Source organism: Agathobaculum sp. TL06, assembly GCF_054658635.1.
Genome location: NZ_BAAGGY010000011.1, coordinates 1 through 20265 on the forward strand (window position 1 = coordinate 1; position 20265 = coordinate 20265).

The window sequence follows — 20265 nt, forward strand, 5'->3', positions numbered from 1 at the left end:
CATTTTACGTTGTTCCACATAATGGTGTCATTTCCTGACGCCTGTTTATTTTTTCCAGTCTCACATTTGCGTGTTTTTGTTCATATCTGATGATTTAAGCCAAATCTACATGATTTGTCGAATACCCGAAAAAGCTGCTGGAAGCACTGCTTGCAGAGCGCGCACAAAAAAGCGATGTTAGCAATCTGTTAGCAGTTCCCCCGCAGGCAAGGAGAAAATAAGCGAAAGGAAGTATCAATCAAAAGGGTAGCCAAACACCTTTGCTAACAAGCTGCTAACAGGATAGAGGCGGTTTTATGTTAGCACCAAAATTTGTAAGCTTCGAAAAAGTTAAAAAAACAAGCGATTTCCGAAGAAATCGCTCGTTTCCCACAAGAAAAGTGGTACGCCAGAAGGGATTCGAACCCCCGACCTTTTGGTTCGTAGCCAAACACTCTATCCAGCTGAGCTACTGGCGCGTATTATTAACTTGTGGTGTCCCTCGAGAGGGTGGGTATGCGGTTCGTAGCCAAACACTCTATCCAGCTGAGCTACTGGCGCAAATTATTAACTTGTGGCATCCCCCGATGGGACACGGCGCAGTTTTGACTGCCTAAATAGGATACCATAATTCGGTGAGGGTGTCAATTGTTTTTTCAAAAAAACAGAACAAAATTTATGAGCCTCTTTCCTCGTCCGGCAGTTTACAGAGGAAAGGCCGCGCGGGGATTCTTGCCAATTCGCAAAAAATGCGATATAATGCAAAGCATACCGCGGGGCTGCACGATTCCGTGCGTACAGGGCTTCGCGGAAGTGAAAAGGGGGAACGGCTGTGGAGAAATTTTCTAACCTTGTGTCGGCGGTAGACAATTGGATCTGGGGGCTGCCCATGATCGTCCTGCTGCTTGGCACACATCTGTTCATGACGGTGCGCACAGGCTTTATCCAACGCAAGACATTGACCGGCATCCGTCTGTCGCTGACGAAGGATCCGGATTCGCCGGGCGACGTGAGCCAATTCCAGGCGCTGACGACCGCGCTGGCCTCGACCATCGGCACGGGCAATATCGTGGGCGTGGGTACGGCGGTATTCCTCGGCGGGCCGGGCGCGGTGCTGTGGTGCTGGCTGACCGGTGTGTTCGGCATTGCGACCAAATACGCGGAGAGCCTGATTGCTGTCAAATACCGCGTGCAGACAAAGGATGGACGGATGCAGGGCGGCGCCATGTATGCGTTGGAGCGCGGCCTGCATATGAAGTGGCTGGGCGTGGTGTTCGCCGCGTTTGCCATGCTGGCCTCGTTCGGCATCGGCTGCGGCACGCAGATCAACGCGATCTCCGAGATCATCCAGGGCAACAGCCCAATCTACATCCCGCCGCTGGCCATTGGCATCGTATTCGCGGCGATTACGGCGGTGGTCATCATCGGCGGCATCAAATCGATCGCGGTCGTGTGTGAAAAGCTGGTGCCGTTCATGGCCGCGTTCTATGTGGTGGGCTGCGTCGTTATCCTGTGCATCAACTGGGATTTTATCCTGCCCGCGCTGCAGGCGATCTTTACGCTGGCGTTCCAGCCCGGCGCTGTGGCCGGCGGACTGACCGGCGGCGGCATCCGCCTGGCGATGCAGTACGGCGTGGCGCGCGGACTGTTCTCCAACGAATCCGGCATGGGCTCCGCGCCGCTGGTCGCCTCGGCCGCGCAGACGCGCAATCCGGTGCGGCAGGCGCTGGTTTCCTCGACCGGCACGTTTTGGGACACGGTGGTGGTGTGTCTGATGACCGGCCTGGTGCTGGTAACGACCGTGATGAAAAACCCGGGCATCAACATGGACCAGTTTGCGGACGGCGGCCAGATGACAACGGCGGCGTTTTCCCAGATTCCGGTGCTCGGGCCGCTGATCCTGGTGGTCGGCATCATCACATTTGCCTATTCCACGATTCTGGGCTGGTCGTATTACGGCGAGCGCTGCTGTGAATACCTGTTCGGGGCCAAGGGCATGCTGCCCTACAAGCTGGCGTTCATCCTGGTCATCGTGATCGGGCCGGTGCTTTCCCTCGACCTTGCCTGGACGGTGGCGAATATCCTGAACGCGCTTATGGCGGTACCCAACCTGATCGCGGTATTGCTGCTGTCCGGCGTAATCGCGCGCGAAACCAAGCATTATCTGAACCATCTGGATGAAAAAGACGAAACCGAAATACCGGTCGTGGACCGGTAAAGAAAAAGCCGTCCGCAGGTGCGGACGGCTTTTTTCATATCTGTGGGACCTGGTCGAAAAACGTAACGGTGTAGGCTTCGGTAAAGGCCGCGCCGCGGAACCGCTCAAGCTGCTGGGGATCGGTTTCCAGCGTCTCGCCCGGCGCAAACAGCGCCAGCGAGTCATCGTCCCGTATCGTGCGGATGAGCAGGGGGATTTCCTGGCCGTAAGTGATGGCAAGCGGTTCTGTCTGACTGCTTGCGCCGACTGCGGCGGGTTCGGGCAGGCCCTCCGGAAGCTGGGGCGCCGGATGGCTGTAGCCAAGCCCGCCCTCCGCGTGGACATAAAACGTGTAGGCGCCGTCCTCCCCCAGGGTCAGGGAGAGACGCCCCGCGGCGTCAAGCGGCGTTTCGTCAAAGGCGCCCGGGGAGAAGGAAGCGTCCTTTTCCCATTCGAGCGCATCGTTTAACAGGTAACGGGAGAAAAAGATCGCGTGCAGGTTCCCGTCCGTCTGGTAGTCATACAGGGTGAACGAGGCGCTGTTCCGCACATCCACACCCGCGAGCCACAGCAGTTTGGTTTCCTCTTCCGTCAGGCTGACCGGTGACAGGCGCATGTCAGCCCCGGCCTGGTCATCATCGGACGGCGCCGGACTGCAGCCGGAAAGCGGGCAGCACAGCAGGCAGGCGGCTGCCAATATGGATAAAAGTCTCTTCATTTTCATTCCCTCCCCACAAAAAACAACGCTTCCATTGACTCTCTGTGCGTATAGTATACCAAAACGGGGGGGTATGTCAAGAAACAAGGAGGAGGCCGGCCGTTACTGCAGCAGCGCGCGGTAGGTTTCCTGTTTTTCCGGCTGCCCGACCACGGCGAGCGAGGCCTGCGAAAAGTCGAACACACGGCGCGCGAGCGCAAGCAGGTCGTCGGCCGTGACCCGATCATAAGCGGCGAGCACCTGCTCGATCGCGGAGACCTCGCCGCGCAGCAGTTCGCTGCGGCCAATGGTCATCATGCGGGTGCCGGTGCTTTCCAGCCCCATGAGCAGGTTGGTCTTGACCTGCTCGCGGCAGCGGGACAGCTCATCCGGCTCCGGACCGTTGTCGCAGAAGGCATGCAGCTCGCGCACGATCAGCGCCAGCGCCTTCTGCTCGGTTTCCGGACCGAGGCCGGTGTAGATCGAGAACAGGCCGGTATCCAGATGCGGGGTGGTGAAGGTATAGACCGAATAGCAGAGGCCGTTCTGCTCGCGCACGCTCTGGAACAGGCGGGAGGACATGCCGCCGCCCAGGATGGAGCTTAACAGGTTCATGGCGAAGCGCTCCTCGGACAGGAGCGAAACGCCGGGGAAGGACAGGCACAGGTGGTTCTGCTCGATCTCCTTTTCGCGCAGCACCAGGCTGGGCTGGTAGGCGGCGGGCGTGATCTGGTTGCGGCCCTCACCCTCCATATGGGAGAACAGCTCCGCGATGTAATCCAGGTCCTCCTCCGTGAAGTGGCCGGAAACGGATACCACGGTGTCCGCGGGACGGTAATAGCGGCGCATGTAGTCGTGCATGGCTTCCGAGTTGATCGCCTGCAGCGTTTCGGCCGTGCCGAGGATGGGCCGGCCGAGCGCCGAGCCGGCGTAGCAGGCCTCAAACAGCTTGTCGATCGCCACGTCCTCCGGCGAGTCCTCGTACATATCGATCTCCTCCAGCACCACGCCCCGCTCCAGGTCGATATCCTCCTGCGCGAAGCGGGAGTGCATGAACATATCGGCCAGGATGGAAACGCCGGTCTGCAGGCGCTTGTCCAGCACCTTCATGTAGTAGCAGGTGCATTCCTTGTCCGTGAATGCGTTGGCCTGCCCGCCAAGCGCGTCGATCGCGATGGCGATATGCCGGGCGGAGCGCTTGTCCGTACCCTTGAAGATCATATGCTCGATAAAGTGCGAGATGCCGCCGAGCGCGGCCGGCTCATAGCGGCTGCCGTTGCCGACCCAGATGCCGACGGACGCGGTGCGCACGGTGTCGATCCGCTCGGTGATCAGGCGCACGCCGTTGGGGAGAACACGTTTCACATACATAGCAGAGGTCTTCCTTTTTTCTCAGAATTCTGAAATAAAGGGGGTATGATCGTGTGTCATACCCCCTTGCATCGATCATATTGACTTAATAATACACCCGTTTTCCGCTTTCGTCCAGATAATAGCGGTCTCCGTCGGAATCGTAGTAATCGCCGGTCTCCTCGTCGTACCAGCCGCCCTCCTCCGCGAGAGAGGCGGGGTCCTCGGCGCTGCCGGACGAAAGCGAATCGTCCGTGGTCATGGGGCCGGTCGGCGGCTCGTCAAAATCGATGCCGCCCATGGGGCCGGCGCCGTCCGTGCCGGAGCCGCTGTCCGCATCCGTGCCGTTGGCGGCGTGGGAGCCCGAGGTATCGCCGGGGAAAACGTCGTTATAAATATACTCGTGGATATGGTCCGCGGCGACATCCAGGTCGTACAGGATATATTCGCCGGACGAGCCGTAATAGTTCCACTCCCCGTCCAGCGGGACGCGGGTGTGCTCCAGCGCAGGCATGCCGTTCCTGACCGCGCCGACGATGAGCGGCGCGATCTCGGTCGGGGAGAGCGAGGTCGTCACATAGGGCATCAGCTTCTGCATCAGACCGATCAGCCTGCTGGCGCTCAGGGACTGGACCTTATCAAACAGCGCGCTCAGCACGACCGACTGCCGCTCCACGCGCCCCCAGTCGTCGCCCGTTCCGCCCTTGCGGATACGGCCGTAGCACAACGCCTGCACGCCGTCCAGCGTCTGCAGGCCGGCGCTTTGCACGCTCTGGAAGGTCTGCCCCTGCTCCAGGCCGTAATCGCGGATGACGCGGTTCAGCTCGTTCAGCTCATAGTCCTGCACGTCGATCTCAACGCCTTCCATCGCATTGATGATCTCGACGAGCTGGTTGAAGTTGACCGCGATATAGTCCGTGATATCCGTGCCGAAGCTCTCGTTTATGGTGCGGATGGCAAGGCTCGGCCCGCCGTAGAAGTAGGCCTCGTTGAGCTTGGTCTCGCCGTACCCGTCGATCGAGACAAGCGAATCGCGCATGAGCGAGATCAGCTTGATCTTGCCGCGCGTGTTGTCCACCGTGACGATCATCATGGCGTCCGAGCGGCAGTTCTCCTCCTCCGGACGGACGTCCAGGCCGAACAGGGCGATATTGGTGATGTTCTCGTCCGCCTTGACGCCGGCGGCGAGGTCCGCCTCAAACAGGGAGGAATCGCGGTTGTAGCCGAAAAACATCCGGTACAGGTACAGGCCCAGACAGGCCAGGATGGAAATGACCACAAGCACGGTGAGCACGCGCACAAGGCTGCGCTGGAAGCGTTTTACCGACATGGGAAGATCAGTCCTGGAAGCCGTGTGCGAGAAGCTCCTCCGTGAGCTGCAGCACGCGCAGGCTGTTGGTGTAGTTGACCTTGCCGATCGGCACGCCGGCGGTGACCGTCATGATATCGCCGGCCTCAAGCCCGCAGGCCGCGACCGCCGCCTTGGCGGAAAGCTCGAACAGCTCCGCGTCCGAGGACGGGCGGTTGGGGACGAGCACCGGCGTGACGCCCCAGGACATGGTCAGGCGGTGGTAGGTCTTTTCGGACGGGGTGGCGCCGATGATGGCCGCGCCCGGGCGGTAGGTCGATACCGCGCGCGCGCTCATGCCGGAGTCGGTGAAGGCGACGATGCACTTCGCGCCCAGGTCGTGCGTGGTCGAGCAGGTCGCGTGCGCGATGGCGTTGGTCTTGGGGTCGCCGCCGACGTTCATGTTCTGGAATTCCAGACGGGTGGTGCGGCGGCGGTCGTAGTGGATGGTGCGCTCGGCGTTCTCCGCGATGCGGCTCATGGTGGCGACCGTCTCGACCGGATACTTGCCGACCGAGGTTTCGCCGGACAGCATGATGGCGCTGGTGCCGTCGTAAACGGCGTTGGCAACGTCGGAAACCTCGGCGCGGGTCGGGCGCGGGTTTTTGGCCATGGATTCGAGCATCTGGGTCGCGGTCACGACGCGCTTGCCGCGCGAGATGCAGGTTTTAATGATGTTCTTCTGGATCTCGGGCAGTTCCTCGAACGGGACCTCAACGCCCAGGTCGCCGCGGGCGACCATGACGCCGTTGGCCTCGTCCAGAATCTCCTGGATGTTGTTGACGCCTTCCATATTCTCGATCTTGCAGATGATCTCGACATCCTCCTTGCCGTGCGCCTTGAGGATGGCCTTGATGTCGCGCACGTCCTGCGCGCTGCGGGTAAAGGAAGCGGCGATGAAATCAATGCCCTGGGTCAGGCCGAACTCGATATCCTCGCGGTCCTTGTCGGACACGAACTTCATGTTCAGCTTGATGCCGGGTACGTTGATGGACTTGCGGTTGGACAGCGGGCCGCCGTTGAGCGCCTTGCACACAATGTCGGTGCCGTTTTTGATCTCCACCACGTCGAACGCCACCAGGCCGTCGTCGATCAGGATGCGGGTGCCGGGCTTGACATCGTTGGGCAGGCCGTCATAGGTGATGGAAACGATCGTATTGTCGCCTTCGATATCGCGGGTGGTCAGGGTGAATTCCTGCCCCTCCACGATTTCGATTTTGCCGTCACGGTACGTCTTGGTCCGGATTTCCGGTCCCTTGGTATCGAGCATGATGCCGACCGGCATGCCAAGCGCCGCGCGCGCGGCCTTTACGGCGTCCATGCGCGCCTTGTGCTCCTCATGGGAGCCGTGGCTGAAGTTCATACGGGCAACGTTCATGCCCGCCTTAATCATTTCGGGCAGGACCGCGTCGGTCGCGGGGCCGAGCGTGCAAATAATCTTTGTTTTACGCATCGAAACAAAATCCTCTCTCTACAGATCGCGTTTTACACTCTGATATATTTTTAACGGCAATATTTTAACAGTTCTCCCCTGATTTTGCAATCGTCCGCAAGGCCTTTTGCGGATTTTCATGTTTTTCTACAAAAAACCCGAAGCGGTGTGCAAACATCTTGTGTTTTCTGATACGGTCTTGTATAATAATAAAGTATGCCAAAAGGATGGCAAATTAAACGCGAAAAAGCGGAACGATGCGGCGCGGGAAAGGGCCGTGCCGGTCAGGGAAGAGGGAGCAAGCGATGCAAAAACCGGTTTTGGTGATCATGGCCGCGGGCATGGGGTCGCGCTACGGCGGGCTCAAGCAGATCGATCCGGTCGGTCCGGACGGGCAGATCATTTTGGATTATTCGATTTACGACGCGCACCGCGCGGGCTTTGAACGGGTGGTTTTCATCATCCGGCCGGAGCTGCACGAGGCGTTTGAGCGCGCGATCGGACAAAAGGCGCGCCGCTTCATGCAGGTGGAGTATGCCTATCAGACGCTTGACCGCCTGCCCGCGGGGCTGGCGGCGCCGGCGGGCAGGGAAAAGCCGCTTGGCACGGCGCACGCGGTCTGGTGCGCGAAGGAGCTGGCCGGCGGCTGCCCGATCGCGGTCATCAACGCGGATGATTTTTACGGGGCGGACGCGTTCCGGCAGATTTACGCCTATCTCTCGTCGGCGGCGGACGACGAAAAATACCGCTACTGCATGGTCGGCTATCGGGTGGAGAATACGCTGACGGAAAACGGCACGGTCTCCCGCGGCGTCTGCACGGCGGACGGGGACGGCTTCCTGACCAGCATCGTCGAGCGCACCGCGATCGCGCGCGCCGCGGACGGTACGATCGTCTATGCCGCGGACGGGGACGCGCCGGCCGGCGCCATTCCGGAGGGGACGCCGGTTTCCATGAACCTTTGGGGCTTTACCCCCTCGTTCCTGCCCGCGCTCGACCAGGGGCTGCGCCGCTTTTTTGCGGAGAAGCTGCCGCTCAACCCGATGAAAGGCGAATACTACCTGCCGTTTGCCGTGGACGAGCTGATCGAAGCGGGGCGCGCCTCGGCCAAGGTGCTGACGACGGACGCGCGCTGGTTCGGCGTGACCTATCGGGAGGATAAGCCGGTGGTCAGCGCCGCGATTGCGGATATGACAAGGCGGGGCGAATACCCGTCCGACCTGTGAGCGGAAGAGGGACAGATATGGATTTTTCGACCGAATTTGTTGCGTTTCGCGACAGGCTGCAAGGCGGGCTGGACGAGGCGTTCGTTTCACGGCGGAACGCCGAGGTCGCGGGCCGCACGGCGGCGCTGTTGAGCAGCTTCAGCGTCAGCAGCGAGCGTAAGATCCTCGGCATCATGCCGACCGGCAGCACCACCCATGCGCATGAGTACCGGCTGCTGTTCGCCGCGCCCGATCTGGAGGAAGCGGCGCTGGACGGGTGGTGGACATACGCCGCGGCGGCCGAGGACGCGCTGGTGCAGGCGGACGCGCAGCACAGCTTTTCCCTGGTTTCGCTGATCCTGGCTGCCGGCCCCGTCGATAAGGCGCTGCAGAAAAAAATCAAAAAGCTGTCCGCGGAGCGGCATTACGAGGGGGAGCAGGGCGGCTGGTCGGCGATCCGGCTCGCAGTGGTGGACCTTGCCGGCCGCAAGGTGTATGCAAACGCGGCCGGCGACCCCTTGAAAGGCATTTTGAAGCCTTTTTTGTAAAAAAACACTTGAAAAACCGGCGTTCGTGTGATATAGTACCATGTACGCAAGTAAAACGCGCGGCACCGCGCGATAAAATAATGGAGGAATAAAAGCCATGACTACTGCACAAATCGCTCTTTCGATCGTAATGATTGTCGCCAGCCTGTTCCTGATTGTCGTTGTACTGCTCCAGAACGGCGCGCAGCAGGGCCTGGGCGCGATCTCCGGCGGCGCGGAAACGTTCTTCGGCTCCGGCAAGGCGACCGCGGCGGATAAGATCTTCGCGCGCCTGACCTCGGTTGTCGGCGTGATCTTCGTGATCGCGGCGCTCGTGCTCAACCTGATCCACTGAGATGGAAACCGTGCAGCGCGTGCTGCTCGTCATGTTCGCCGCATTCGCGGGGCTGACGATCTTTCAGCAGCTTCGGTACGGCATGATCTGCGGCCGCACCGAACAGGCGGACAAGCAGGAGGACCCCAAGGCGAGGGCGTGCCGCCAGCGGGCGGTCGTGTATGCGGTCTGCGCCGCGGCCTGCCTGGGGTGCAATATTGTGCTTGGCGCGATGGGCAAATGAATGGAAAAAGGGCTGTCCGAGGGACAGCCCTTTTTATTTTGCGCTTTCGGGGGCGAGCAGCGCCTGCAGCGCACCGCGGACGCCCTCCCACTCCGCGCCGTGCAGGCAGCACAGGCTTTCGTGCAGGATGGTCAGGCGGCTCCCGTCCGCGCGCCGTCCCGTGAGCGGCGCGGCGCTTTCATGCGCGGCGGCGAAACCCTCCAGCGGGACAAACGCCATGCCTGCGACCTCGCTGCCCGGTGCGAAAGCCGGTATGCCGTCCAGACGGGTCAGGAAAGCGAACGCCAGTTCATCGTCAAAGCCGCCGCCCTCGCCGCGCGGGTAGCGCTGGCGGTAGCTGCCGCCCGCAACCAGACTGTCGGGGGACAGGTCCAGCCCAATCTCCTCGCGCGCCTCACGCAGAACGGCGGCTTCGGGCGTTTCGCCGGGGTCGATGTGTCCGGTCGAGGCGAGATCGTACCCGCCGGGATAGAGCGGGCGGTCAAACGCCCGCTGCTGCAGCCAAAGGCCGGGCGTGCCGTCCCACCGGCCGGCCGTCCACAGGTGGCAGACGTGGTGGAACAACCCCTGTGCATGCACGACCGCGCGCGGCCGATCGCCGCAGGGCCGTCCGTCGGCGTCGTAAATGGTGAGCAGTTCCCCGTCCGCCTGGCTTTGGATGAGCGCGAGCTTCTGCGGGCGCGGCAGCCGCTTGAGCGCCGCTTCGCGGCGCATGGCCTCTCCCTGCGTGCCGAACAACTCGCTGTAGGCCAGGGTGACCGGCCCGCGGCCGCGCGTGTATTTCGCGCCCTTTCCGCTGTTGTGCGCGGCGAGGCGGGCGGTCAGATCGTTGGTCCAGCCGCAGTACAGCGTGCCGTCCGCACAGCGCAGGATATAGGTGTACGCCCTCATCGGTGCGAGCGGATGTCGCGCTGGGCGACGACCCGACAGCCCTGGGCTTCCAGCAGCGCGCGCACCTTGGCGCGGCTTTTTTCACTGCTTCCGCTGGCGGAAACGAGCAGCGCCTCCACCTCCGCGCCGCGCGGGAGCAGGCCGGCGATGCTGTTGAACGGCGGCGCGGGGAAGCCGCCCCAGACCGGCGCCATCAGGACGATGCGCTCATAGCCGGTCAGGTCGGGCGCTTGCGACAGCGGCACGCTTTTCTGGCGCATGGCGGCGGGGCAGCCGCGGACAAGCGCGGAAAACGGGTTATATTTTTTCTCCGGCACGGCTTCGAGCAGGTCCGCGCCGCGCGCATTCGCTTCCGCGCGGGCGAACGAACGCGTCGCGCCGCCGAGGGAGAAATAAACGACAGCGGTTTTCATGGAAAAATCTCCTCCTTTGCTTTGGGGACAGGGGAATATCGCGCAAAAAAGCAGCAGGCATAGCTCGCCGGCTGCTTTTTTGCGTTATTTGCCGTTCTGGGATGCGTCCGTCCCGCGCTTTCTGTACACCATGCGGGAGATCAGGTAGCCGGCCGCGGCGCATACGATCACGCACATGGTGGAGTCCAGCTGGACATCAAACAGGATGCCGGCAAAGCCGCACAGGAGAAAACCGAACGCGACGCCCAGCGCCGTGCCGCGGAAGCAGGTACGCGGCATGCCGAATACGCGGTCCTCGGCGGGGCCTTCCGGCTGCTCCGGCCCGCTGGTTTCCGCGGCTTCGACCGCCTGGTTTTCTTCGGCGGTGTTTTCCTCGTCCTGCAGGGGCTGCTGGTTTTCATTCATAAGGGGGACACATCCTCTCGTTGGTAGGCTTATTGAACCGCGCTTTGGGTCGGGATGATGATTGCGGCGATGATATAGGCCACTACGCCGGGAAACACGCCGAAGCAGCAAAGGAATACCCAGGCGAGGCGGATCAGCGTCGCGTCGATCTGGAAATACTCCGCGATGCCTGCACACACGCCGCACAGCATGCGGTCGGATTCGCTGCGGTACAGCTTTTTGCCATTCATAGTAAAGACTCCTTTTCATCTATCATACGTTGTTTTGAGGGGTTCGTCAAGAGGGAAGGCTTGCGGTACGGTGCGCCGCAGGAGCGTCTGATGGGTCGGTGACCAATTCGATATAGCCGCCCGCAACGTTCAGCCGGAGCATGGGGTCGCTGCCCTTTTGGAAAGCGCGGTGCGCGCCGGCAATATCTCCGGCGATCTCCGTGCCGTTCAGATAGACCGAGCCTGCCGAAGCGACAGCCTGATAGCCGAAACGGTCGGAAACCGCGACGCCGGCATCCAGGCTGCCTGTGCCGACCTCCGCTTCAATGACAGGGGCGGAGAGCAGATCGACAGAAGCCGCGCCGCTTTCAATGGTGAGGTCCAGAGTATCGTTTGCGGCCAGGCTTTCGCAGTCCAGCCCGCCGCTTTCGACCTCGATATCCAGTTCAGCCGCGGAGAGCCGTTCCGCATAGACGCCCCCGCTTCCGATGGACAGGTCGAGCGCGCCGGATGCGAAAAGCTCGCCGCAGTTCAGCGTGCCGTCCGCCAGCTCGATATCGATTTCGCCGGCACCGATGGAGCCGTCAAAATCCAGACTGCAGCCCTGCAAATGGATATCGACCGAGCGCAGCATGGCAAGCGCGGGTAGCGTGACCGTGATCTGCTCCCCCTCGCGGCAGAACAGGGACAGCGACCACGCTTCCCCGTCAAAATGGTCGGTCAGGACGGTGGCGCCGCCAGAGACGGTATAATCCGTTCCGGCTTTCAGCAGGACGGAGCCGCTGTTTCCGTCAACCGACAGGTCAAGCTCCTGAAGGAGCGTGTCGGACTTTCCGTAAAAAACAGTATAGCCAGCGCGGCCGCTGGGATACAGGGAAGCGTCGGAATCCGGCCGGACCTCGTCCAGCGCATCGTCGATATGGCCGCGCACCTCGTCCTGGATCTCGTCCAGCGCGTCACGGAAAAAGCCGGAATGACGGACGCCGTCCTCGTCCCACCATTCCCGCCAGTGCGGGATGTGCAGCGTCTCCCGCAAGGAGTGGAACGCGCCGCTGTAATAAGAGGCGTACAGCTCGCCGCCTGCCGCCCAGCCGCCCGCGGCAAGCCCGCCGCCCAGCACGAACAGCACGCAGCAGGCAAGGATCAGCTTTTTCATTGCGCCCCACCTCCCTGATTGCGGTTTCTCAGCTTATCGAACGGCCAGCGCACCAGCGCGACAAAGGCGCGGAACACCGGCGGCACGAACAGCGTACACAGCTTGATGGCCAACAGCGACACCAGCACGCCGAGCGCGAACAGCATCAGGCCGCAGCCCAGCGTGACGAGCGCGCTCGCGGGCGCGCCCCAGAGGACAAAGGAAATGCCGCACAGCACGATGCCCGCAGCCAGCAGGCAGAACGGGATCACCACCACGAACGCCAGCACGGACAGGAGCGCGGCGGCCAGCACGCCCAGCACAGCGGCGCATACGCCAATGAAAGCGCCGGCGAGCGGGACCCCAATGGGAATCGCCAGCACGACGAGGAGCAGCAGCAGCCAGGGGTTGATGCCGCGCCAGCCGCGCCTGGGCGCGGCTGGCGCGCCGGAAGCGGCGCCGCCCTGGCGGGGGACGGTGGTCAGCTCGCGGTAATCGGCAAGGATCTGCCCTGCGACCGTTTCCGGCGCGCCAAGGTCCTCGATCACCCGTCGTTCGTTTTCCGGACCGGCATCGTCAAAATATTCCTCATAATAGCGCAGCGCGCTGGCGCGCTCCTCCTCGGGCAGGACGGAGAGCGCGCGGCGCAGCGCGGCCATATACTCGCTTCTGTTCATGGGTTTACCCTCCAAAAAAGATCGCGTCGATCCCGTTCCGGTAATTCTGCCAGTCGATCCGGTGCTGCCGGAGCTGGGCGCGGCCGTGGTCGGTGATCTTATAGTAGCGCCGGTTCCGTCCGGCGTAGGCCTCGTCATAGGTCGTCAGGCAGCCGTCTTTCTGCAGGCGGCGCAGCACCGGATACAGCGTGGATTCCGATATTTCCAGCACTTTCTGCACATCCTGCGTGATACGGTAGCCGTAGGTGCTCTCCCGCTCGACCACCGCAAGGACGATACCGTCAAGCAGGGAGGAGGCGATGGGATAAGACATGGAAGCCACCTCTTTCTGTGTTTGCAATAATATTATATGAAATATAATATGCGATGTCAACGGGTATCTCAAAAAAAGGTGTGAAGCAAATGTAAATTTTGTAAGAACGGTGCGCGGAAACGCATAGTTTTTCATTGTATTTATGCGCTATATGGCGTATAATGTTATCCGTATACGAATGAAAAGCAGTAAAGAGCAAGAAAGGGCGAATTCCATAAAATGAAATTGGCGGTATTGTTCGGCGGTATTTCAAGCGAGCATGAGATATCCTGCCTGTCCGCGGCGTCCATCCTGCGCAATCTGGACAGGACGAAATACGAAATCTACGCGGTCGGCATCACGCGCGACGGGGCGTGGCGCTACTGCCCGACCTGCGATGTCGAGCGGATCGAGAACGGCTCGTGGGAGCGCATGGCGGATCTGGTGCCGGCGCTGCTCCCGCCTGACCGCGGCGTGCATGGCCTGGTCCTCCTGCGGGAGGGCGCGGCCGAAACCGTCCGGCTGGACTGCGTGTTTCCGGTCCTGCACGGCGCGGGCGGCGAGGACGGCACGGTGCAGGGCCTTCTGGAGCTGGCGGGCATCCCCTATGTGGGCTGCGGCGTCGCGGCAAGCGCGAATTCCATGGATAAATCCATCACCAAGGTGCTGGTGGAGGCCGCGGGCGTGCGGCAGGCGAAATACTATCTGGCGCTGCGCCATGACTTTGAGCGGGGCGCCGAGGGTGTGGTCCGCACGGCGGCCGAACAGCTCGGCTCGTTCCCCGTGTTCGTCAAGCCCTGCTCCCAGGGCTCGTCCGTGGGCGTGGCCAAGGCGAACAACATGCTCGAACTGGCCGCGGGGCTGACCGAGGCGTTTGCACTGGACGACAAGGTGCTGGTTGAGGAGTTTATCGACGGGCATGAGGTCGAGTGCGCGGTGCTTGGCAACCGCGAGCCGGTCGCTTCCACGGTCGGCGAGATCGCGCCGACCCAGGAATTTTATACGTTTGACGCAAAATATAAGGATGAAAGCTCCAAGCTGTACATTCCGGCGCATATCACCGAGCGGCAGATCGAAACCGTGCGGCGCAACGCGCTGCGCGTGTATCGGGCGCTGGGCTGCCGCGGCCTGGCCCGCGTGGACTTTTTTGTCACCCATGCGGATGGGGAGGTCGTGTTCAACGAGCTGAATTCCATCCCGGGCTTTACCTCGATCAGCATGTACCCCAAGCTGTTTGATTATGAGGGCGTGCGGTATCCCGAGCTGCTCGACCGGCTGATCTCTTTCGCGCGGGAGGAGCGCCATGGATAACCGGGCCATCGGCGTGTTTGACTCCGGCCTGGGCGGGCTGACCGCAGTGCGCCGCCTGCAGGAGATCATGCCGCAGGAGCGGATCATCTATTTTGGGGACACCGGCCGCGTGCCGTACGGTACGCGCGGCCGCGATATTATCATCAAATACGCGCGGCAGGATGTGGCTTTCCTCCGGCAGTTCGACCTGAAGGCGATAATCGTCGCCTGCAATACGGTTTCTTCGGTTGCGCTCGACCTGCTGGGCGAGGAAAACGATATCCCGATCATCGGCACGGTCGAGCCTGCGTGCCGCCGCGCGCTGCGGGAAACAAAAAACGGGCGCATCGGCGTGATCGGCACGGCGGCGACCGTGCGGTCGGGCGCGTATGAGCGCCGCCTGACCGCGGAGCGCTCCCCGCTCGCGCTGACGGTGTGCGCGTGTCCGCTGTTCGTGCCGCTGGTGGAAAACGGCCGCGTGTCGCGCGGCGACGTCGTGATTGAAACGGTCGTGCGCGAATACTTAACGCCGCTGCGGGAGGCGGGCGTGGATACGCTGATCCTGGGCTGTACGCATTACCCGCTGCTGGCGGATGTGATCGGGGACTTTATGCAAGGCGTGACGCTGATCGACTCCGGCGCGGAAGCGGCGAATGCCGCGCGCACACAGGTCGAGCAGGGCGCAGGGCCGGGCGGCACGCAGTATTTCGTTTCGGACGACCCGCAGGGCTTTACCCAGCTTGCCGGCCTGTTTTTGCAGCAGCCGGCCGCGGGGGAGGCGGAGCTGGTCGAGATCTCACGGTACTGACCGGATAGTTCAGCGCCGGCGGTGCGCCGCCGGACGGAAAATGGGGAATGATATGAAGAAGGATGTTTGGCTGTCAATCTGCTCCACGCAGCAGTTTGCGGACTGCGAGGAGGAGCAGATCGACCTGGTCACGGCGGCCACGCTGTATGAGCGCGGCGGCAAATATTATATCGCCTATGAGGAGAGCGAGCTGACCGGACTGGAAGGGACGCGGACCACCGTCAAGCTGGACGGAAAGACAGTTTCGCTCATCCGGACGGGGACCTACCCCTCCCATATGCTGTTCTCCGAGGATGAGCGGCATATCGGGCTGTATCAGACGCCGGTCGGTACGGAAATGGCGATTGCGACGCATACCTCCCACATCCGCAACACGGTGGGGGAAAACGGCGGCGAGCTGGTGATCGATTATACGATAGAGGTGGATCATTCGGTTATGGGGGAGCATCATTTTGAAATGATCGTTTCCACAACGCCAGCATAAGGACGAAAAAGTAACGGAGAGTGAACAAATGAACGCATATGAATTCGCACGCGCCGAGGCGACGCGGGTCGTCGAGGCGGCTTACCACAAGGCGGTCGCCGCGGGCGTTTTGCCGGAAGGCGACATCCCGCCCGTTGCGGTGGAAACGCCCAAGGACGCCGCAAACGGCGACTGGGCTTCCACGTTCGCCATGCAGTGCGCCAAGCCGCTGCGCACGGCGCCGCGCAGGATCGCGGAGGCGATTGTGGAAAACCTCGACCTGGCGGACAGCTGCTTTGACACGGTGGAGATCGCCGGCCCGGGCTTCATGAATTTTACGCTGAACCAGGGCTGGTATGAAAAGGCGGTCAAAAACGTGTTCGAGATGGGCGCGGACTACGGCCGCACCCAGACCCCCGCGCCGGAAAAGGTGATGGTGGAGTTCGTATCCGCCAACCCCACCGGCCCGATGCACATGGGCAACGCGCGCGGCGGCGTGCTGGGCGACTGCCTGGCCGCTGTGCTGGACTGGTCGGGCAACACCGTGACCCGCGAGTTCTATATCAACGACGCGGGCAACCAGGTGGATAAGTTCGCCCACTCGGTCGAGGGCCGCTACATCCAGGAGGTGCGCGGCGAGGACGCGATCGAATTCGACCCGTCCTGGTACCAGGGCGACGATATTAAGGCGCTCGCGCACGACCTGGTCGGGCAGTACGGCGACAGCCTGCTGGACAAGACCCCCGAGGAGCGCTTCGCCATCATCGAGGGCTACGGCCTGCCCACCAACATCGCGCGCATGGAGCGCGACCTGGGCCGCTATAAAATCAATTACGACGTCTGGTTCCGCGAGAGCGAGCTGCATGAGAGCGGCTACGTCAAGGAAACCATAGATATGCTGACCGAGAAGGGCGCGACCTACGAAACAGAGGACGGCGCGCTCTGGCTGCGCTCGACCGACTTCGGCTGTGATAAGGACGACGTGCTGCGCCGCGCGAACGGGTTTTACACCTATTTCGCGGCGGATATCGCCTACCACCGCAACAAGTTTGAAAAGCGCGGCTTCGACCGCGTTATCAATATCTGGGGCGCGGATCACCACGGCCACGTCAAGCGCCTGCAGTGCGCGCTGGACGCGCTCGGTCTGGACGGCTCGCACCGCCTGGAGATCGTGCTCATGCAGCTCGTGCGCATGATGCAGGGCGGCGAGGTCGTGCGCATGTCCAAGCGCACGGGCAAGAGCCTGACCCTGACCGACCTGCTCGACGAGATTCCGGTGGACGCGGCGCGGTTCTTCTTCAATTCCCGCGCGGCCGAGACCCAGATGGAGTTTGATCTGGACCTTGCGGTCAAGCAGGATTCGGACAACCCGCTGTATTATGTGCAGTACGCGCACGCGCGCATCTGCTCGGTCATCAAAAACTGCGTGGAGGGCGGCGTACCCATGCCGGATACGTCGGCCGTCGATCTGTCCGTGCTGACCGGCGCGGACGAGCGCCAGCTCGTCAAGGCGATCGCGCTGCTGCCCGAGGAGATCGCGCAGGCGGCGCAGAGCCGCGACCCCTCGCGCCTGAACAAATACGCGGTGGCGCTCGCGCAGCAGTTCCACCACTTCTATAACGCGTGCCGCATCAAGTGCGAGGATGAAAAGCTGTGCGCGGCGCGCCTGGCGCTGTGCTTGGCGGCGCGGCAGGCGATTGCGAACACGCTCGGTCTGATCGGCGTGGAAGCGCCCGAAACGATGTGACCCGACTGCCGCATGCGCGCGCAGGACACGGAAATGGAGAAGCAAATGAAAAAATTCGTAAAAAGGCTGGCGTCGCTCGCCCTGGCGGGCGCGCTGCTGGTCGTGCCGGCGGGTGCGGTGACGCAGGATGGGGAAAGCGAAACCTGGTTTGACGGGGTGTGGGCGCTGATCGACGCGTTCGGCCTGAAGGCGGAGAACGATCCCTATGTTCTGCAGAATTATATCAATAAGTATCTGGAAGAGCATCCGGAGGAGCTGTACCATGTCGTCAACGACATTCTCTCCCTGCTGGATACCCATTCCATGTACCTGTCGAGCGAGGAGTACACGCAGGGCTTTTCGACGCTGGAGGGCTTTATCGGCATCGGCGTGGGCCTGCAGGAGACCGCGGGCGGTGTGCAGATCGGCGAGGTGCTGCGGTATTCCGCGGCTGAGGAGGCCGGCCTGGAGATCGGCGACCTGATTGTCCGGATTGACGGGGCGGACGCGTCCGGCCTGACCAGCGCCGAGGCGGCCGAGCGGCTGCGCGGCGAGGAGGGTACGCGCGTTTCGCTCACCGTGCGCCGTCAGGGGCGCGAGATCGAGGTCGACTGCGTGCGCCGTCAGGTCAACCAGGTTTATGTTTCCAGCAAGACCATGGCCGACGGCGTGGAATACATCAAGGTCAGCGCGATCGGGTCGCAAAACGACTGGGCCGCCTTCTCCGAGATCTGGGAGGGGCTGGATGAGAAAAATACCCGTGCGGTCATCCTCGACCTGCGCGGCAACGGCGGCGGCGTAATCGATATCGCGCTCAGGATGGCCGACGCCATGACGCAGGAGGCGGAGGTCTACCTGGCGGGCGTGCGCTGGCGCAGCGATATGGGCGGTCTGGAACAGACGTTCTCCACGGGCGGCGGGCTGCCGCTTAACCAGATTATCGTGCTGGTGGACGGCGGCACGGCCTCGGCGGCCGAACTGCTCGCGGGCAGCCTGCAGGACACCGGCGCCGCACTCCTGATCGGGGAAAAGACCTACGGCAAGGGGCAGGGGCAGTACCATTTCCCGCTGGTCAACGGCGACAAGCTGGTGATTACCACGCTGGAGCTTGAGCTGCCAAAGCAGGGCTGCTACGAGGGCGTCGGCCTGACGCCGGATATCCAGATCGGCAACCGTGAGGTTACGGTCAACGGCGCCGGCCTGTCCCAGCTGGACACCACCAGGACCCTGCGCTTCGGCGACCAGTCGGACGATGTGTACGCCATGACCGAGCGCCTCGCGCTGCTCGGGCTGATCGACGAGGCGACCGGCACCTTTGACGGGAACGTGCTGGACGCGGTGGCCGCGTTCCGCGAAAGCTATGAGCTGGCGCCCGACCTGTATGCCTCGCCTGAGATGCTGCAGGCGCTGGACGGGGCGATGCAGACGCTGGATGGGCAGACCTTTGTGCTGGACCAGCAGCTGCAGACCGCTTTGGAGCTGTGCAAGCTGGCGGCGGAAGAGCCGCAGCAGTATACCGCGCTGCCCGACGGCAGCTGGAAGAAAAACTGAGTTACCGTCTTTCTTGGGAGGAAGATAGATTTTGGACATTCCTTTGTGCCAGAACAGCCATAAACCGCAGCTCATGCTGACAGGACCGGAGGCGCTGCCGCTTTACCGGTCGCGTCCGGAAGGCTTCGCCGGCGCGCTCGCGCCCGATGGGGCGACCTGTGCGGAGTGGGCGGAGGCGCTCGACGGCCTGCCGGTCGGCCTGCCGCTCGATTGCCCGCCCGTGCCGGACAGGGAAACGTGCGAGCGCCCGCTCACGATGCACTACATCAGCCTGTGCAAGCAGGCGTTCCGGCCTTTGCTGCATGACGGCGCCGCGTTTTACTACCTGCGGGGGGCGCAGACGTTCGCTGCTCTGCGCGCGGCCGTGCTGGCGCTGGGCGACCTGACCGGCCGCACGGTGATTGCCGAGCTGCTGATCGAGGACGACGAAGGGCATATGGCGGATGGCACGGACGTGCGCGCGGCGGTCGGCGTGCTGCAGCGCATCGGTGTGACCACCGTTATCCTGACCGCGCACGAGCCGGAATCCATCACGGAGGCGCTGGATATGGCCGCGCCGTATGCGCGGCTGTCGCTCGGCGTATCCGTGCATTCCGCCTGGCTGCGCGCCCAGACCACGCTGTACAATACCGAGGTATTTCTGCCGGTCGAGCATGACGACGAGGCGCGCCTGCTGCGGGCGATCGACGCGCATACCGGCGGGCGGGTGGTGCCGCGCGACCACGACGACTTCATTCTGGCGCCGGATGGGACGAACGTACACTTTATCGACCCGACGATCGATATTTCGGACGAGATCGAATGCGGACCGCGCCTGGAGGAAGCGCTGCTGGACGCGGAAGAGGACGCGGGCGCGCTCAAGCTGGTGCTGGAGTGCGAGGATGATGTGATCGCGCTGGAGGAATATCAGTATATGATCGCGCGGCCGCTCTGCCTGTGCGCGGAATCCGCGGACCTGCTCGAGCAGGGGCTGCGCGTATACGCAGGGCTGGCCCTGTACGACGGCACCTGGGAGCAGCCGGAGGACGTCCTGCATTATCTGGAACAGAAGTACGGCCTGATACGGCTGTAAGGGGCAAAAAAGCCCGCTGC

Annotated in this window: 22 protein-coding genes and 1 tRNA gene; 11 read left to right on the plus strand and 12 right to left on the minus strand. The window is 62.4% G+C overall.

Annotation, left to right across the window (positions count from 1 at the left end; genetic code table 11):
* Positions 1-381 precede the first annotated feature (381 nt).
* A tRNA-Arg gene (locus ACYQ3S_RS07795) sits at positions 382-458 on the minus strand.
* Between the two features lie 353 nt (positions 459-811).
* Between ACYQ3S_RS07795 and ACYQ3S_RS07800 the strand changes: the two genes are divergently transcribed.
* Positions 812-2197 (plus strand): alanine/glycine:cation symporter family protein, encoded by a 1386-nt coding sequence (locus ACYQ3S_RS07800; RefSeq protein ID WP_459688323.1) that lies wholly within the window; start codon positions 812-814, stop codon positions 2195-2197.
* 34 nt (positions 2198-2231) lie between these two features.
* Here ACYQ3S_RS07800 and ACYQ3S_RS07805 read toward each other — a convergent pair whose 3' ends face one another.
* From ACYQ3S_RS07805 to pyk, 4 genes are all read right to left on the minus strand, one after another.
* A complete protein-coding gene (locus tag ACYQ3S_RS07805) occupies positions 2232-2894 on the minus strand; it encodes a hypothetical protein (protein WP_459688325.1) in 663 nt (220 codons plus the stop codon).
* Between the two features lie 102 nt (positions 2895-2996).
* A complete protein-coding gene (locus ACYQ3S_RS07810; protein ID WP_459688327.1) occupies positions 2997-4244 on the minus strand; it encodes a M16 family metallopeptidase in 1248 nt (415 codons plus the stop codon).
* Positions 4245-4329: 85 nt separating this feature from the next.
* Positions 4330-5553, minus strand: coding sequence for an LCP family protein (locus ACYQ3S_RS07815; protein WP_459688328.1), 1224 nt, complete (start codon positions 5551-5553; stop codon positions 4330-4332).
* Positions 5554-5560: 7 nt separating this feature from the next.
* Positions 5561-7024, minus strand: a complete 1464-nt coding sequence (pyk, locus tag ACYQ3S_RS07820; RefSeq protein ID WP_459688330.1) for a pyruvate kinase — start codon at positions 7022-7024, stop codon at positions 5561-5563.
* 284 nt (positions 7025-7308) lie between these two features.
* Here pyk and ACYQ3S_RS07825 point away from each other — a divergent pair, with 284 nt between their 5' ends.
* The 4 genes from ACYQ3S_RS07825 (at position 7309) to ACYQ3S_RS07840 (ending at position 9313) form a co-directional block, all read left to right on the plus strand.
* A complete protein-coding gene (locus ACYQ3S_RS07825) occupies positions 7309-8229 on the plus strand; it encodes a sugar phosphate nucleotidyltransferase (protein ID WP_459688331.1) in 921 nt (306 codons plus the stop codon).
* A gap of 17 nt (positions 8230-8246) precedes the next feature.
* Positions 8247-8756, plus strand: coding sequence for a hypothetical protein (locus ACYQ3S_RS07830; RefSeq protein WP_459688332.1), 510 nt, complete (start codon positions 8247-8249; stop codon positions 8754-8756).
* A gap of 97 nt (positions 8757-8853) precedes the next feature.
* Positions 8854-9090, plus strand: coding sequence for a preprotein translocase subunit SecG (gene secG, locus ACYQ3S_RS07835; RefSeq protein WP_054327026.1), 237 nt, complete (start codon positions 8854-8856; stop codon positions 9088-9090).
* Between the two features lies 1 nt (position 9091).
* Positions 9092-9313 carry a hypothetical protein gene (locus tag ACYQ3S_RS07840; protein WP_054327025.1) on the plus strand — a complete coding sequence of 74 codons (222 nt, stop codon included), beginning with the start codon at positions 9092-9094 and terminating at the stop codon, positions 9311-9313.
* A gap of 33 nt (positions 9314-9346) precedes the next feature.
* Here ACYQ3S_RS07840 and ACYQ3S_RS07845 read toward each other — a convergent pair whose 3' ends face one another.
* The 7 genes from ACYQ3S_RS07845 to ACYQ3S_RS07875 all read right to left on the minus strand — a co-directional run bounded on the left by ACYQ3S_RS07845 (position 9347) and on the right by ACYQ3S_RS07875 (position 13356).
* A complete protein-coding gene (locus ACYQ3S_RS07845) occupies positions 9347-10204 on the minus strand; it encodes a GIY-YIG nuclease family protein (protein ID WP_459688335.1) in 858 nt (285 codons plus the stop codon).
* Positions 10201-10617 (minus strand): hypothetical protein, encoded by a 417-nt coding sequence (locus ACYQ3S_RS07850; RefSeq protein ID WP_459688336.1) that lies wholly within the window; start codon positions 10615-10617, stop codon positions 10201-10203. The genes ACYQ3S_RS07845 and ACYQ3S_RS07850 overlap by 4 nt, the downstream gene beginning before the upstream one ends.
* 84 nt (positions 10618-10701) lie before the next feature.
* Positions 10702-11022, minus strand: a complete 321-nt coding sequence (locus tag ACYQ3S_RS07855; protein WP_459688337.1) for a hypothetical protein — start codon at positions 11020-11022, stop codon at positions 10702-10704.
* A gap of 29 nt (positions 11023-11051) precedes the next feature.
* Complete coding sequence (locus ACYQ3S_RS07860) at positions 11052-11252, minus strand: PspC domain-containing protein (RefSeq protein ID WP_054327022.1); 201 nt, start codon at positions 11250-11252, stop codon at positions 11052-11054.
* A 46-nt stretch (positions 11253-11298) separates the two neighbouring features.
* A complete protein-coding gene (locus ACYQ3S_RS07865) occupies positions 11299-12387 on the minus strand; it encodes a DUF4097 family beta strand repeat-containing protein (RefSeq protein ID WP_459688338.1) in 1089 nt (362 codons plus the stop codon).
* Positions 12384-13043, minus strand: a complete 660-nt coding sequence (locus ACYQ3S_RS07870) for a DUF1700 domain-containing protein (RefSeq protein WP_459688339.1) — start codon at positions 13041-13043, stop codon at positions 12384-12386. The genes ACYQ3S_RS07865 and ACYQ3S_RS07870 overlap by 4 nt, the downstream gene beginning before the upstream one ends.
* 4 nt (positions 13044-13047) lie before the next feature.
* Entirely contained in the window at positions 13048-13356 is a 309-nt protein-coding gene (locus ACYQ3S_RS07875) for a PadR family transcriptional regulator (protein ID WP_459688341.1), read from the minus strand.
* Positions 13357-13575: 219 nt separating this feature from the next.
* Here ACYQ3S_RS07875 and ACYQ3S_RS07880 point away from each other — a divergent pair, with 219 nt between their 5' ends.
* Genes ACYQ3S_RS07880 through ACYQ3S_RS07905 form a run of 6 tightly spaced genes read left to right on the plus strand, consistent with a single transcriptional unit; the run spans position 13576 to position 20245 of the window.
* Positions 13576-14646, plus strand: a complete 1071-nt coding sequence (locus ACYQ3S_RS07880; RefSeq protein WP_459688343.1) for a D-alanine--D-alanine ligase family protein — start codon at positions 13576-13578, stop codon at positions 14644-14646.
* Complete coding sequence (gene murI / locus ACYQ3S_RS07885) at positions 14639-15433, plus strand: glutamate racemase (protein ID WP_459688344.1); 795 nt, start codon at positions 14639-14641, stop codon at positions 15431-15433. Before ACYQ3S_RS07880 ends, murI begins: the two co-directional genes overlap by 8 nt.
* A 52-nt stretch (positions 15434-15485) precedes the next feature.
* Entirely contained in the window at positions 15486-15917 is a 432-nt protein-coding gene (locus tag ACYQ3S_RS07890; protein WP_159068162.1) for a YwiB family protein, read from the plus strand.
* A 28-nt stretch (positions 15918-15945) separates the two neighbouring features.
* On the plus strand, positions 15946-17643 hold the full coding sequence (gene argS, locus ACYQ3S_RS07895; protein WP_459688345.1) for an arginine--tRNA ligase: 1698 nt from the start codon (positions 15946-15948) through the stop codon (positions 17641-17643).
* A gap of 45 nt (positions 17644-17688) precedes the next feature.
* Complete coding sequence (locus ACYQ3S_RS07900) at positions 17689-19173, plus strand: S41 family peptidase (protein WP_459688346.1); 1485 nt, start codon at positions 17689-17691, stop codon at positions 19171-19173.
* A gap of 31 nt (positions 19174-19204) precedes the next feature.
* Positions 19205-20245 carry a hypothetical protein gene (locus ACYQ3S_RS07905; RefSeq protein ID WP_459688347.1) on the plus strand — a complete coding sequence of 347 codons (1041 nt, stop codon included), beginning with the start codon at positions 19205-19207 and terminating at the stop codon, positions 20243-20245.
* Positions 20246-20265 lie beyond the last annotated feature (20 nt).